The 14770-nt window shown below is 39.8% G+C and carries 11 protein-coding genes and 1 tRNA gene; 3 read left to right on the top strand and 9 right to left on the bottom strand.

What is annotated here, in order from left to right; all coding sequences use genetic code 11:
• The first annotated feature begins 114 nt into the window (after positions 1 to 114).
• Positions 115 to 876, top strand: coding sequence for a dockerin type I repeat-containing protein (locus tag I2E21_RS05240; protein ID WP_195410635.1), 762 nt, complete (start codon positions 115 to 117; stop codon positions 874 to 876).
• 299 nt (positions 877 to 1175) lie between these two features.
• On the opposite strand, the gene I2E21_RS05245 is transcribed toward I2E21_RS05240, so the two are convergent.
• The 4 genes from I2E21_RS05245 to I2E21_RS05260 form a co-directional block, all read right to left on the bottom strand.
• Positions 1176 to 2084 (bottom strand): glycosyltransferase, encoded by a 909-nt coding sequence (locus I2E21_RS05245; protein WP_195410636.1) that lies wholly within the window; start codon positions 2082 to 2084, stop codon positions 1176 to 1178.
• Positions 2085 to 2271: 187 nt separating this feature from the next.
• Positions 2272 to 2730 (bottom strand): GtrA family protein, encoded by a 459-nt coding sequence (locus I2E21_RS05250; protein WP_022234671.1) that lies wholly within the window; start codon positions 2728 to 2730, stop codon positions 2272 to 2274.
• Positions 2731 to 2732: 2 nt separating this feature from the next.
• Positions 2733 to 3689, bottom strand: coding sequence for a glycosyltransferase family 2 protein (locus I2E21_RS05255; RefSeq protein WP_195410637.1), 957 nt, complete (start codon positions 3687 to 3689; stop codon positions 2733 to 2735).
• A gap of 203 nt (positions 3690 to 3892) precedes the next feature.
• A tRNA-Met gene (locus tag I2E21_RS05260) sits at positions 3893 to 3969 on the bottom strand.
• A 241-nt stretch (positions 3970 to 4210) separates the two neighbouring features.
• On the opposite strand from I2E21_RS05260, the gene metG reads away from it, so the two are divergent.
• Complete coding sequence (gene metG, locus I2E21_RS05265) at positions 4211 to 6157, top strand: methionine--tRNA ligase (protein WP_195410638.1); 1947 nt, start codon at positions 4211 to 4213, stop codon at positions 6155 to 6157.
• 562 nt (positions 6158 to 6719) lie between these two features.
• On the opposite strand, the gene I2E21_RS05270 is transcribed toward metG, so the two are convergent.
• The 5 genes from I2E21_RS05270 to I2E21_RS05290 all read right to left on the bottom strand — a co-directional run bounded on the left by I2E21_RS05270 (position 6720) and on the right by I2E21_RS05290 (position 13286).
• Positions 6720 to 8411: a glutamine--tRNA ligase/YqeY domain fusion protein gene (locus I2E21_RS05270; protein ID WP_195410639.1), complete on the bottom strand. Its 1692-nt coding sequence runs from the start codon at positions 8409 to 8411 to the stop codon at positions 6720 to 6722.
• Positions 8412 to 8474: 63 nt separating this feature from the next.
• The gene (gltX, locus tag I2E21_RS05275; RefSeq protein WP_195410640.1) at positions 8475 to 9932 is read right to left on the bottom strand and encodes a glutamate--tRNA ligase; all 1458 of its coding nucleotides are present in this window, start codon (positions 9930 to 9932) and stop codon (positions 8475 to 8477) included.
• 150 nt (positions 9933 to 10082) lie between these two features.
• Positions 10083 to 11096, bottom strand: a complete 1014-nt coding sequence (gene fliB / locus I2E21_RS05280; RefSeq protein ID WP_186935595.1) for a flagellin lysine-N-methylase — start codon at positions 11094 to 11096, stop codon at positions 10083 to 10085.
• 154 nt (positions 11097 to 11250) lie between these two features.
• Positions 11251 to 12918: a biosynthetic-type acetolactate synthase large subunit gene (gene ilvB, locus I2E21_RS05285; RefSeq protein ID WP_195410641.1), complete on the bottom strand. Its 1668-nt coding sequence runs from the start codon at positions 12916 to 12918 to the stop codon at positions 11251 to 11253.
• 197 nt (positions 12919 to 13115) lie between these two features.
• Positions 13116 to 13286, bottom strand: a complete 171-nt coding sequence (locus tag I2E21_RS05290) for a hypothetical protein (protein WP_195410642.1) — start codon at positions 13284 to 13286, stop codon at positions 13116 to 13118.
• A 228-nt stretch (positions 13287 to 13514) separates the two neighbouring features.
• Between I2E21_RS05290 and I2E21_RS05295 the strand changes: the two genes are divergently transcribed.
• The gene (locus tag I2E21_RS05295) at positions 13515 to 14765 is read left to right on the top strand and encodes a dockerin type I repeat-containing protein (protein WP_195410643.1); all 1251 of its coding nucleotides are present in this window, start codon (positions 13515 to 13517) and stop codon (positions 14763 to 14765) included.
• The last annotated feature ends 5 nt before the right edge of the window (positions 14766 to 14770 follow it).

Below are 14770 nucleotides of genomic sequence, written 5' to 3' on the forward strand. Positions count from 1 at the left end.
AAAATCTACAAAAACAAGGGATAAAATTTTATGTTGATTTTTTTCACTGTTATATACATATTCGTTGTTTTATGGTATAATTTTATTAAATTAATGAAAAAGGGAGGCAGGACTATGAAAAAATCTAAAATATTAGTATCAACGGCACTTGCGCTGTGTATGGGTGCAACAGCGGTAATCCCTGCATTTGCGGCAGAAAATCAAAAGTTTACATATACAAAAATCGGTGACTACAATGCGGACAATGCTGTAGATATATCCGATGTTACGGCTTTGCAGTTACAGCTTGTCGGCAACGAAGTAATCACAGGCGCAATGCTCGAACACCTTGATTTTAACGGTGACGGCGGTTTTAATGTAAACGATGTGTCGGAAATTCAGAAAAAGATAGTCGGTACAGATTATGAGTGTTACAAACCGCTGGGTGATTCGTATAATAATGTTACCGAAGAAACACAATATTACTATTATGATGAAGAAATACCCGGTAAAGGCATACCGTATGAGATTATATACAATGAAAACAACGGTATTGTTACAATGAATGAATTTGATTCAATAAAAAGATGTAATTTTCTTATAACTTCAAAAGAACAGTTTTGTGATTTATTCAAAGCTGAATCATCGGATTTTGACGATGAATTTTTTAAAGAAAATGCCTTATATGCACATATCGGTATTATCGGTTCTAATGATTATTCTTTTATTGAGTCCATTAATGCAGACGGAAATCAGTTGATTGTTTCAAGAATAGATATTTACGCATGGCCTAAGACTGATGACTACGCTTGCTGCAATATGCTTATAAAACTTAAAAAATCCGATGTGGAAAATATTTCTCATATATTAGTAAAGCAAAAATATGGCAGTGAATAATAAAACAACGCAAAATTTCACCCTCTCCAAGCGGAGAGGGTGTTTTGCGTTTGATACAATATTGCAGGAGTTAAATTGTCAGTAGTACTAATGTACTTGTCAAGAATCTAAAAAAACAAGGGATAAAATTTTCCGTCATAGCAATCTGTCGGGTGTAAACAGCTTGACTGTTTGCGTGCTAAGACTAAGTTTGACAAAACTTTTTATTATCCGATAGTTATTAATAGACTTTCAGTTTTTTACCTATAAAGTATATCACAGCTTTTGTATGAACAGCAATGTCAATACTTTATTTATTATTAACTTTTATCTTGTCGCAAGGACTTTCTTGTTGCGAGCATTTTGCCTTTTATATAGTAAAAATCATCTCTGAAATCACTGCGGAAACTGTTGTAATAATTGTCAAACGGATTGTGAATGTGAAATACTGCCGTGTTCGGATTCATTACCGACACAATATTTCCTGCCGCACGGAGAAAAAACTCGTGGTGATCTATCATTCTTATGTTATCGTCCCAGCCTATTTCTTTGATTTTCTGCGTTTTTGCAAGAAAAATATTCGGGACTTTTCCATATACAATATGGTTTTCGTCTATCTTTGTCAAATGCGGTATTTTAAGCGGTTTATAGGCATTTTTCATATCAAATTCATTGTAATTTCGGGCGATTTTCTGCACAGGAGTACATTTGCCTGCGGTAAGAGGCACAAATCCGACAAGGTCAATGTCTTTGTGCGACTTAAGAAAACTAAGCTCGTCATAAATATTTGAAAGCGGAGTTAAAAGCTCGTCATCGTCCATACGCATTAAATACTCGGTTTTAACCTCGGCAAGTGCGAGATTAAGCCCCTTGCTGAGTCCGCTGTTGAACGGCATATGAATTACGGTAGGCGGATTGTGCTTTGTTTTTATTTCAAGCGGAACTTTGCTGTCGTCTGCAATCACCACTTTTGCACCGGGGTAGTGTTTTTGAATGTTTTTATACAGCTTTTTTGCCTGCTTTTGCCTTTCAAAGGACTTGAACATAAATGTTACATTTTGTGTAACTTCGTGTGCCTGCTCGGCAGTCGGCATTTTCTTTCCGCTGATTTTCCATTTTAAATTCAAATATCCGAACTGTACCTTTGCAAATATATCAAACGCAACTTTTGCAAGCGGTGCAAGAGGACTTTTTGATATTTTTTTGGCAATGTTCATCGCTTTACTCATAATATCACATCTTTGTTTTAATGATTAGGGTAGTATTTTGCCAAACAATTATAAAAGGTTGATCAAGCTTTTATAATCGGTTAAAAATTCAGGTAATCTCTAATTTCTCTCAATTAAAAAATAACCGTTTAAAAATCGCAATACTCCCGATATAACCTATGTTAATGTCGGGAGTATTCTTGTTTTATCATTTCTTTTCTTTAAAGGCAAAGAATCTTTGTCCTATGTAGTTGAACGCTACAAACAGGCAAGAGCCGAGTATCATTGAGGTATAGCCTGCAAACTGTTCAACCGTAAATGAGAACATTGTAAAATTATTCGCCGTACAAATCCATTTGATTAGCGGAATCGCTATGCAATACGATAGTGCGTAGCAAACGGCAATGTTCAGCGCAAAGCGTAAAATCGGTTTCCAACCCTTTTCTGTATTTTTAAATGTAAAGTATTTGTTAAGAAAATAGCTTACAATACTGCCGATTAAGTATCCGAGAGCCGAGGCGAGCCACACACCCCATTCGTATCTGTCCCACGCAAAAAGCGCAAAGAGCACAAACTGCAAGCCGTTGCCAACGAGGGTATTGATTACGCCGACCAGAATAAACTTCCAAAACTTTATATCAAAAAACTTTTTTATAAAATCGCCCATAATCATTCCTTTTCCTCGTTGTCTTCGTCCTCAAAATTAGAGAATTTTGTTATGTAAATCGGTCTGTCCTTGGTTTCCATATAAATTCTGCCTATGTATTCGCCAAGAATACCGATAGACATTTCGGTAATTCCGCCCAAAAACAGAACCGCACACAAGGTAGTTACATAACCCGGTGTGGTAATTCCGAAAAACAACGTCTGAACAAGGGTTATCATTATATAGATAAGCGAAATAACAAAGATTATCGCACCCATTACTGCCGTAAAACGGAGGGGAGCAACCGAAAAACAGGTAATTCCGTCAATCGCATAACGAAAAAGACTTGAGAATTTCCATGTTGTCTGTCCAAGCTGACGGTCAACGGTTTTAAATGAAATCCATTTTGTGTTGAAACCTACCCAAGAGAATATTCCCTTTGAAAATCTCTGAACTTCGGCGAGTTCAAGAATAGAATCGACGACCTGTCTTTTCATCATTCTGAAATCCATAGCGCCGTAAGGCATTTTGGTATCGGTGAGTTTATTTGAAAGAGCAAAGAACATTTTTGAGAAAATTCCTCTGAATTTGCTTTCGCCCTCTCGTTCGTCACGCTTTGTGGCGCAGACATCGTAGCCCTCGTTTTCGAGAGCGTCTGCCATTTGTGGGAAAAGTGTCGGCGGATGCTGCAAATCGGCGTCCATAACCACCACATAATCGGCGGTGGAATGTTGAAGTCCTGCGTACATAGCCGCCTCTTTACCGAAATTCCTTGAAAATGAAATATACTTTACATTGGAAAACTGCTTTGCGAGCTTTTTCATAACAAGGTAAGTTTTATCTTTACTGCCGTCATTGACGAGGATATATCGAAATGAATATTCGGGCATTGAGTCAATAACCTTATTGGTTTCAAGCACAAAATGCTCAAGTCCCTCTTCTTCGTTGTAACACGGTACTATTAAATCTATAGTTTTCATAATAATTCGCCTTTATGTTGTTAAATTTGTATAAGCCTATAATTATTTTTATTATACCAAAAGTACACACAAAAGTCTATATTTTTATAAATTATTTGAGAAGTGACAAAAGGTAAATTTATTTTTGTTAAAGTTGGAATAACAAAAAAATAAAATCACAAAAAGAAAAACGGCAAAACCTTAGCGGTTAAGCCGTTTCTTAGTGGTTGCGGGAGCCGGATTTGAACCGACGACCTTCGGGTTATGAGCCCGACGAGCTACCGAGCTGCTCTATCCCGCGATATTTATTGCCTGTATCTTTACAGCTATATTATAATACACCTTGTTATCAGATTTGTCAAGCCTTTTTATAATATATTTTTAAAAAATCAAAAATATATTTGCAAACCGTAAATGTTTTGTAATATCGGCAATATTATTCGGGCTTTTTGTTGTTTAGTTTTACTTTGATTATTGCATTTTTTGTATGATATTGGTATAATAAAAATACAGCTCATTTGCTGAAAAGGGAGGAATTTTTTATGTGTCAGAAAAAACCGTATTACATCACGACACCGATTTACTATCCGTCAGGCAATCCGCATATCGGACATTGCTATACAACTGTTGCTTGCGACTCTATCGCTCGTTACAGACGAATGCAGGGCTATGATGTAATGTTTCTTACGGGTACTGACGAGCATGGTCTTAAAATTGAGCAGAAAGCTGCCGAAAAGGGTGTGACTCCCAAGGAATATGTTGACGAAGTAGTTAAAACCTTCAAGAGCCTTTGGAACTTTATGAATGTTGACTATGACAGATATATAAGAACCACCGATGATTACCACATCAAGACTGTTCAGAAGATTTTTAAAGAACTTTACGATAAGGGATACATTTATAAGGGCGAGTATTCGGGTAAATACTGCACTCCTTGTGAGAGCTTCTGGACAGAAAGCCAGCTTGTTGACGGCAAATGTCCGGATTGCGGCAGAGAGGTTACAGAGGCTAAGGAAGAGGCTTATTTCTTCAAAATGGCACCTTTTGCCGACAGAATTGAAAAATTACTTACGGAAACCGACTATTTACAGCCGAAAACCCGTGCGACAGAGCTTGTAAACAACTTTATCAAGCCGGGTCTTGAGGACCTTTGTGTGTCGAGAACTTCTTTTAAGTGGGGTATTCCTGTAACTTTTGACGATAAGCATGTTATATATGTGTGGATTGACGCACTTTCAAACTATATTTCTGCGCTTGGTTTTTATAACGATGCTTATAATGATTTTGATAAATTCTGGCCTGCCGATGTGCATATGGTTGCAAAGGATATTATGCGTTTCCACGCTATCATTTGGCCTGCAATGCTTATGGCTCTCGATTTGCCGCTTCCAAAGCACCTTGCTGTTCACGGCTGGATTACTTTTAACGGTCAGAAGATGAGTAAATCACTCGGCAATGTTGTAGACCCGTTTGTACTTGGCAAGAGATACGGCGCAGACGCTATCCGTTATCACATTCTTCGTGAAATGGCACTCGGCGCAGACAGCTCGTTCTCTAACGAAATTATGATAAACCGTATTAACTCCGACCTTGCAAACGGCTTTGGCAACCTTGTGTCAAGAACCGTTGCAATGGTTGAAAAATATTTTGGCGGCACACTTCCTACAGAGCGTGAAGGCGGAGAATTTGACGATGACCTCATCGCAACCGCTACCGCACTTAAGTCGAGCGTTGATGACTTTATTGATAAAACCCAGCTTAACAATGCGCTCGCCGAGATTTTCAAGGTAGTTTCCCGTGCTAACAAGTACATTGACGAAACAGCACCGTGGGTAATTGCAAAGGACGAAACAAAGAAAGCAAGACTTGCAACCGTACTTTACAATTTACTTGAAACAATCAGAATTACGTCTACACTTCTCTCTGCATTTATGCCGACCACAATGCCAAAGGCACTTGAGCAGATTGGCGCTTGCGAGAAGTGCGCTACTTACGAAAATGCCGATAAATTCGGTGTTCTTCCGCTTGATGTGACAGTCAAGAAAGGTGAGGCTCTGTTCCCGAGAATTGATGTTGAGAAAGAAATCGAAGAACTCAACGCAATTATCAAGAATAACGAAAAGGTTGACGAAAAGACAGAGAAACTCAAAGAAGAAATTGAGGGCGTTGCTCAAATCGGTATTGACGATTTCTGCAAGGTTGACCTCAGAGTTGCCGAAATTAAGGCTTGCGAGCCGATTAAAAAGGCTAAAAAGCTTTTGAAACTCACAATTTTTGACGGTGTAAAAGAGAGAACCGTTGCTTCGGGTATCGCAAAATTCTATACACCTGACGACCTTATCGGAAGAAAGATTATTCTTGTATCAAACCTCAAGCCTGCAAAGCTCTGCGGTGTTGAAAGCTGCGGAATGATTCTTGCCGCAACTTGCGGAGAAGAAATAAAGGTAATCTTTGTAGACGATATGGAACCCGGCTCAAAAATCAGCTGATTTGTTTTAAATTAAAATTGTTGCCCGATTACGGATTTTCCGTAGTCGGGCATTTTTGTGCATTTATATTCTAATGTTGGGGGTAATATTAACAAATTATGGTTTAGCAAATTGATTTGCCAATCAATTATAAAAGTTTGGTCGACCTTTTCAAAGGTCGTGGGCAAAGCCCACAAATACTTTCCGTTTATGCAGTCTGACTATAGCCAAACAGCTCGCTGTTTGGCGGCTTGAACACACAACGGCGTTAGCCTTAAAAAGCGATAGCAATAAGAAAAGAAATTCGTTATTTCATTAAAAAAATATAGGCTTTTTTAATGGCTGTCGCCTGTTTTAACAAACTTGGTTTTAGCACGCAAACAGCGTGGCTGTTTGCGCCTGATAAATTGTTATATCTGAAGATTTTTATGGGCGCTGCCCAAACCCGCAATTTTTGAAAAAATTGAGTAAACTTTTTTGCTTTTTGGAGGATAATTTAGCGTTAGCTAAACTTCACCGAATCAAAACACCCGATTACGGAAAAAGTGTAATCGGGTGTTTTATCATATAATCTTATTAAAAATTACTTTTTAAATCCGTCTTTAAGTGACACACTGCGGTTAAATACAAGGTGTTCGGGTGAAGAATCCTTATTGTCTACGCAGAAGTAGCCTATTCTCATAAACTGGAAGCTCTGCGGAGCAACAGCGGTTTCAAGGTTTTTCTCTGCCTTACAGCCTGTAAGAACTTCAAGTGACTTCGGATTAAGGTAGTCAAGGAAGTTTCTGTCGCCTGTATCGGGATCGGGTACTGTAAAGAGGTTATCGTAAAGTCTTACCTCTGCATCTGCGCAGTTGTTTGCGTCAACCCAATGGATTGTACCTCTTACTTTTCTGCCGTCAGGTGTGTTGCCGCCTCTGGTTTCGGGGTCATACTCGGCATAAACCTCTACCACATTGCCGTCCTCGTCCTTTTTGCAGCCTGTGCATTTTACAATGTAAGTTGACTTAAGTCTTACTTCATTGCCCGGATAAAGGCGCTGGTACTTTTTAATCGGCTCTTCCATAAAGTCGTCTGCCTCAATAAAACATTCTCTTGAGAAAGTAACCGTTCTTGTACCGTCCTCCGGTCGGTTCGGGTTGTTTTCAACCTCAAACTCCTCAACCTTACCCTCTGGATAGTTTGTGATAACGAGCTTTATAGGGTGGAGTACGCACATTGCACGCTTTGCGTTCTCATTTAAATCGTCACGCAGGCAATGCTCAAGAAAACCGTACTCAACGATAGAATTTACCTTTGATACGCCGATCTGCTCCGTAAACGAACGGATAGACTTAGGGGTATAACCTCTTCTTCTAAGTCCGCAGAGCGTAGGCATTCTTGGGTCATCCCAACCGCTCACATAATTCTTTTCAACAAGTTCACGGAGTTTACGCTTTGACATAACTGTGTTGTTAATGCCAAGACGGGCAAACTCAATCTGACGAGGCTTGTTAGGAACGGAAATATTGTTGATAACCCAATCGTAAAGCGGACGGTGAGCCTCAAACTCAAGTGAGCAAAGGCTGTGAGTGATACCCTCGATAGCATCTTCAATCGGGTGCGCAAAATCGTACATAGGGTAGATGCACCACTTGTCGCCTGTACGGTGGTGAGTAAGACGGTTAATTCTGTAAATAACAGGGTCACGCATATTAAAGTTGCCCGACGCAAGGTCAATTTTTGCACGGAGCGTCATTTTGCCGTCCTCAAATTCGCCTGCTTTCATTCTTGCAAAAAGGTCAAGGCTTTCTTCAATTGGTCTGTCACGATACGGGCTCTTTGCCGGTGTTTGTGTATCGCCTCTGTTTTCTCTCATCTGTTCGGGTGTGAGTTCGCATACATATGCAAGTCCCTTTTTAATAAGTTCGACAGCGTAATCGTACATTTGGTCAAAGTATTCCGATGCAAAGTAGAAACGGTCTTCCCAGTCAAAGCCGAGCCACTTGATGTCCTCTTTGATAGCGTCTACATACTCTACATCTTCCTTTGTAGGGTTTGTGTCGTCCATACGAAGATTGCAGATGCCGCCGAATTTTTCGGCTGTGCCAAAGTCAATGCAAATAGCCTTTGCGTGACCTATGTGGAGGTAGCCGTTTGGCTCGGGAGGAAAACGGGTGTGTACCTTTTTGCCCTCAAATCTGCCGCCCTCGGCAATATCCTCTTCAATAAATGTATGAATAAAGTTACCGTTCGGAACTTCGGTAGCTTCGGTATTCTTAATATCTTCTGCCATATAATATCCCTCTGTATTACTCAATTTTGCAAGATTTTTAATTAATCTGAAGCAAAAGTCGTTTTATTCTGCAAGTATTGCCATACCTTTTTCAAGTCTTGCAAGTGACTCATCTCTGCCGAGAATGTCAAGAATTTCAACAGCACCGCCCGGTGTAACGGTTTTGCCTGCGGCCGCAATTCTTACAGGCCACATTACCGTGCCGTTTTTAAGCTCTTTTTCGACAGCCATATTAATAAGGCAATCGTGAATTGAAGTTTCGTTCCATTCAGGCATAGCCTTTAATCTGTCATAAGCCTCTTTCAAAACTACGGGTGAATTTTCAAGATTTGTCTTGCTCTTTTTATTTACGAAAAGTTCCTTTGTGTAACTCGGCAATTCTGCAAAGAAATCGAGCATTTCAGGAATCTGTGTAAGCTGTGTTGTACGCTTTTGGAGTATTGCCGCAAACTTTTCGTATGGCATCTGTTTGTCGCCGAATACCTTTTTATAGTAAGGCATTGCAACCTCGGTGAATTTTTCAGGGGTCATAGCCTTGATGTATTCGCCGTTAAACCAAGAGAGTTTATCGTAGTCAAATACAGCAGGTGATTTGCTTATTCCGCTTATGTCAAATGCCTTTTCAAGCTCCTTAAGAGTGAAAATTTCCTGATTATCCTTTGGACACCAACCGAGAAGTGCGATATAGTTAATGATAGCTTCCGGTAAGTAACCCTCGTCAATCAAATCATAAAAGCCTGTTGCACCGTGACGCTTTGAAAGTTTGGATACATTGCCGTCAGCGTCCTTACCCATAATGAGCGGGAGGTGAATATAAGTAGGAATTTCCCAACCGAATGCCTCGTAAAGGAGATTGTACTTAGGTGTTGAGCTAAGGTACTCACAGCCACGGACAACATGAGTAATGCCCATTGTGTGGTCGTCGATAACATTTGCAAAGTTGTATGTCGGGTAGCCGTCTGTTTTAATAAGAATTTGATCCTGTAGCTCGGTATTTTCAACAGTGATTTCACCGAAAACAGCGTCGGTAAACGATGTACTGCCCTCAATCGGCATTTTCTGACGAATTACATAAGGAACGCCCTCGGCAAGGAGTCTGTCGATTTCTTCCTGCGGTAGATCACGGCAATGTCTGTCATAGCCGCCGCCGACTGTTTCGTTCTGGATTTTTTCAAGGCGCTCTTTTGAGCAGAAGCAACGGTAAGCCTTGCCCTCTTTTATAAGCTGTTCGGCGTAAGGAAGATACATATCCTTTCTCTCTGACTGAACATAAGGGCCAAAGTCGCCGCCGAGGTCAGGACCTTCGTCGTGTTGAAGTCCTGCAAGTTTTAAAGTATTATAAATAACATCAACCGCACCGTCAACAAGTCTTTCACGGTCGGTATCTTCGATTCTCAAAATAAATTTGCCGTTTTGGGATTTTGCAACAAGGTACTCGTAAAGAGCGGTACGCAGGTTGCCGACATGCATAAATCCTGTAGGACTTGGAGCATATCTTGTACGAACTGTAAGCTCAGGCATAGTTTTACCCTCTCTCTATAAAAATTAGCTTTATTCTTTATTATATCAATAATGGCGGTACTTTTCAATATTTTTAACCGCTTTTTTTGGTTGATGCATAAAAGTTATGTGTGTGGGCAATGCACGCTGACAGTTAATAATTATACAGCCTTACTTAATATCTCGCAAAAACTCAATATTCTCATACGAATGTTCAACTTCTTTTGAGTACAAGCCGATTATTCTGTGTCTGTCATCAGCAGTCAAGCTGCCCTTTTCGGCAAATTTATACATCTGTAAAATATATGCCGATTTAACCGCAAGTGCCGTTAAATCAAAACATTCCGTAACATCATAGCTGTCTATTGAGTTTAAAAAATATCTGAAAATATAGTAATAAATCAGGTTTTTATACTCGTATTCGTAATTGCGTATGTATTCTCTGAATTTCAGAATATCGTCTTTATTCGGCTTATATTTGCTTGCGCCCGTAAGCAGATGTTTCCATTCGGCGGTCATTATGTCAAGCTGTAACAGCAAATTTACAGTTTGACCGTACTCTTTTATAAAACTATCCTCTGTAATCACAGCGGATTTGTAACAGATTCCGTCAAATTCGGACTGAACCTTTAAGCAAATTTGATATATGCCGTTCAGACAATCGAATATATCGTTATCCGTATTTTTCAGTACCGCAAATATTTTTTGCCTTGCACCCAATAACAATTGCATTACCGAAAAATCATAATCGCACGGCTCGGCATCTTCTCTGTTGTCTGCGGTAATGATTTTATCCATTGCACCGTTTTTCAGCATTAATCTTAGTGCTTCGGGACAGGCAAGCGAGAGTATTTTTTCCTGAAATTGCGAATAATCGAGCGTTATCCTCGGAAATCTTTTGCAGGTTTCGCAAAGTGCGTTTTCGCCCATATTTATATAAATATCGCAGAGCATATCTTTATTCCAGAACGGGCAACGGTTGTTGTTAAGAGTAAAAATTCTGTCGCCGTCAGCGTCAATCGTCATTACACTTCTTAGTTTTTCTCCGAATGCCCCGTCTGCGTTTTTATATTTTATATAGCTGTCATCGTCAACCACAACATCCCATTCTTTGCAACAGCTGTCGGGACATTTGTCGGCTATACATTTAAAATCTTTGTAAAATTCGTGGTAAGCGGTTTTCATAAATACAACCCCGTTGTAAATTGTCAGTTTATTTATAGTTTGGCAGAGTGTTTTATCGGATAATTATAAAAGTTTGGTCAACCTTTTATTATTACTCCTTATAGCTTATAGCACAACTCCCGACTGTAACTTTCGTTAAAGTCGGGAGTAAAAATTACATCTCTGTGATTATCTCATTTACAGTTTTTCCCGGAGGAATCATAGGAAGTACATTCTGGTCCGGACTGATTCTGCAATCAACGAGTACAGGCTTATTAAGAGCAAATGCCTTTTCAAGTACAGGCTTAATATCTTCTTTTGTGTTAATTCTCATACCGTCAATACCAAAGGCATTGGCAAGTGCGACAAAGTCGGTTGCACGGTGCGGGTCGGTCTGTGAGAAACGGTTGCCGTAAAACAACTTCTGCCACTGACGAACCATACCGAGAACTGTGTTGTTCATAACAAGGATTACAACAGGCAAGTCGTATGATTTCATAGTAACAAGCTCGTTTAAGTTCATATGAAAACTTCCGTCGCCCGTAACAAGTACAACTCGCTTGTCGGGATGAGCTGTTTGTGCGCCGATTGCTGCGCCCATACCAAAGCCCATTGTGCCAAGTCCGCCCGAAGTAAGGAGTGTGCGTGGTGTCTGTGCTTTATTGAACTGCGCAACCCACATCTGATGCTGTCCTACATCGGTAGCAACAATGTCATCGTCACTCTTTATTTCGTTGAGTGCGCCGAGAATTTCTTTCGGCTGCGGATACTTGTCGTCGGCAGGAATTTTATTATCAAGATAATGTTTCCATTCGCCGAGAGTTTCAAGCCATTCTGCGTGATTCTGCTGTTCCATACCGTCGCAGAGTGCCTCAAGTATATATTCAAGGTCGCCGAGCACATACTCGCTTACCTTAACATTTTTATTGATTTCTTTTTCGTCAATTTCAAGCTGTACAATTTCAGCCTGTGCGCCGAATTTATCTCTGTCGCCCGCAACACGGTCAGAAAATCTTGCACCGCACGCAATAATAAGGTCGCACTTGTCGGTAGCCATACCTGTTTCATAGCCGCCGTGCATACCTATATTACCCATACAAAGCGGGTGGTCGGCAGGAATACAGCCAAGTCCCATAAGCGAACAGCAAACGGGAATATCTGTAAGCTCTGCAAATTTTTTGAAAATTTCCGTTGCGTTTGCGCTGATAATACCGCCGCCTGCATATATAATAGGCTGTTTGGCATTTCTTATCATATCCTGAACTTTTTTGATTTTTTCGGGATTTTTAATGCTTACTCTTTCAACTTCTTTAGGCTTTACAACCTCAAATTCGGTTTTGTTTGCGGTAACATCCTTTGGTACATCAACCAAAACAGGACCTTTTCTGCCTGATTGAGCAATTTCAAAAGCCTTACGGAGAGTAGGAGCAAGGTCTTCGACTTTTTCTACAAGGAAACTTGCTTTTGTGATTGGCTTTACAATGTTTACAATATCAACTTCCTGAAAACTGTCCCTGCCAAGCTGGTCGGTAGTAACATTACCTGTGATTGCAACAACAGGTATACTGTCGATATTTGCGGTAGCAATACCTGTAACAATATTAGTGGCACCCGGACCTGAAGTTGTAATTACAACACCTGTTTTGCCTGTAGCTCTTGCGTAACCGTCGGCAGCGTGTGACGCACCCTGCTCGTGAGCGGTAAGAATATGGTTGATTCTGTCGCTGTACTTATAAAGAGCGTCATATGTATTAAGAGCCGCACCGCCCGGATAACCGAATACGGTATCAACTCCTTGCTCTAACAAACACTCACAAATAATTTCTGCACCTGAAAGCTGCATTTAACCTCTCTCCAATCCTCTTTATATGGCTTACAAATCTATTATATCAAAATGCCATCAGATTTAAATTCTTTAAATATACGTTATCTTTTATTTTACATAATAACAGCAAAAAAGTCAATATTTTTATAATTATAAGATGTTTGTTGCAAAAAGTTATAAATGAATATTAATTTATAAAGACAAAAAGTTTGATGTTAAAATTCCGATAAAAATAATAGGCTTCGCACGGGTTTATAAAATTCGATAATGGTATCAATCGTGTTTGTGTGTCTGAGATTCTGTGGCGCAGGTTTTTCAAGGTCAATCTTTTTGTCGCAGTCCCATATATTCATTTTTCGGTCATAATAGTCTGTTTCTTTAAACATAAAAGCTCTTTAAAAGTGATAATAAAAAAAGTGTATCATACAAAACAAAATAAAACAAATTAGTATTTTACGGAAAAACAGATTAAAAGGTTATTTTTAGCCACATTTTTATAATATGAATTACAAAATTTGATAAAAATACCCACAAACAATTTTGTTTATTATTGACATAATGGTAAATATATGAGAAAATATTAATGCAAAATTTTACAAAGGAGTATTTAACAAATGAACAATAAGATGTTAAAAAAAGCCGTATCGGCATTGCTTGCGGTTGTTGCAGTTTCGTCTGTTGCAATCAGTGCGTCTGCGTATGACATAAATAAATACGACCTGAACGGTGACGGCATTTTTGATGTACAGGATGTCACCTACCTGCAAGAGGGAATAGCAAACGGAGATACGCTCGACAGCAAAGCCGATTTTGATAAATCGGGCATTATAAATGTAAACGATGTTACCTATGCCCAAAATATAATTAACGGCAGTTTTTATATAAAGCCTGACTTTAATTTGCAGTCAAATTCAAAAAGCAAGCTGAATTTTAAGAGCGTATACAGCGGAGCAGACAGCAAGTATCCAAACAATGCCTACCACCCAAAGGTTGCGGATGTGGGCAAAAGCTGGAACGGATACCGCTATTGGATTTCGTACACGCCGTATCCGAACGGAAACGATAAGTACGAAAATCCGACAATTGTCGGTTCAAACGACCTTATAAATTATTCGGAAATCAAATTTTGCGAGGGTATTCGAGATGATTACAAGGCAGGGGTAAGGTTTAATTCCGACTCCGAGCTTGTGTATAATCCCGACAAAAACCGTTTGGAACTTTTTTGGCGATATACAGATTACGAAAAAAACTATATGGCTCTTTATATGCGTTACTCATATGACGGCAATAAATGGAGCGGCCGTACACCTGTGTATGAAACCGATAACCGCAAAAAATACGATATGGTAAGTCCTGCAATCGTTTACGAAAACGGGACTTACAAGCTGTGGTATGTAAACGGCTACAAGGTTTGGTACAAGGAGTATAAGGACGGTGTTTGGTCGGACAGTGCGGTGACTGCATTAACTTACCCGACAACGACATATACATGGCATATTGATGTTGAAAAAATTAACGGAAAATACGAACTTCTTGCTTGCTCGACCCAAAATAAATCAGACCGCAAGCATATGAGCCTTTACCACGCAACATCGTCAAACGGCTTTGATTGGAGCGAAGCGCAGGTTGTGCTCAAACCGTCGTCCGATCCGTCAAATTGGGACGGCGGCGGACTGTACCGTTCGGCTTTTATTTATACAAACGGTAACTATATAGTGCTGTACAGCGGAAGAAACGACAACGGCGATTTTGGCACGGGACTTGTATTCGGCGACAGTATGAATAAGTTGCAAGGTACAGACCTTGACTTTATCGGCAATCAGAAAACCTCGGCAGACAAGCTGTGGAAATATATAAATCAATAAAAGTG

This window comes from Ruminococcus sp. BSD2780120874_150323_B10, assembly GCF_015553695.1.
Lineage (GTDB): Bacteria > Bacillota > Clostridia > Oscillospirales > Acutalibacteraceae > Ruminococcoides > Ruminococcoides intestinale_A.

What these genes read in the sequence shown, in the direction of transcription:
- I2E21_RS05240 (WP_195410635.1), top strand. Translation starts at nt 115, where the DNA reads ATGAAAAAATCTAAAATATTAGTATCAACGGCACTTGCGCTGTGTATG.
- I2E21_RS05245 (WP_195410636.1), bottom strand. Translation starts at nt 2,084, where the DNA reads ATGAGTAAAGCGATGAACATTGCCAAAAAAATATCAAAAAGTCCTCTT.
- I2E21_RS05250 (WP_022234671.1), bottom strand. Translation starts at nt 2,730, where the DNA reads ATGGGCGATTTTATAAAAAAGTTTTTTGATATAAAGTTTTGGAAGTTT.
- I2E21_RS05255 (WP_195410637.1), bottom strand. Translation starts at nt 3,689, where the DNA reads ATGAAAACTATAGATTTAATAGTACCGTGTTACAACGAAGAAGAGGGA.
- metG (WP_195410638.1), top strand. Translation starts at nt 4,211, where the DNA reads ATGTGTCAGAAAAAACCGTATTACATCACGACACCGATTTACTATCCG.
- I2E21_RS05270 (WP_195410639.1), bottom strand. Translation starts at nt 8,411, where the DNA reads ATGGCAGAAGATATTAAGAATACCGAAGCTACCGAAGTTCCGAACGGT.
- gltX (WP_195410640.1), bottom strand. Translation starts at nt 9,932, where the DNA reads ATGCCTGAGCTTACAGTTCGTACAAGATATGCTCCAAGTCCTACAGGA.
- fliB (WP_186935595.1), bottom strand. Translation starts at nt 11,096, where the DNA reads ATGAAAACCGCTTACCACGAATTTTACAAAGATTTTAAATGTATAGCC.
- ilvB (WP_195410641.1), bottom strand. Translation starts at nt 12,918, where the DNA reads ATGCAGCTTTCAGGTGCAGAAATTATTTGTGAGTGTTTGTTAGAGCAA.
- I2E21_RS05290 (WP_195410642.1), bottom strand. Translation starts at nt 13,286, where the DNA reads ATGTTTAAAGAAACAGACTATTATGACCGAAAAATGAATATATGGGAC.
- I2E21_RS05295 (WP_195410643.1), top strand. Translation starts at nt 13,515, where the DNA reads ATGAACAATAAGATGTTAAAAAAAGCCGTATCGGCATTGCTTGCGGTT.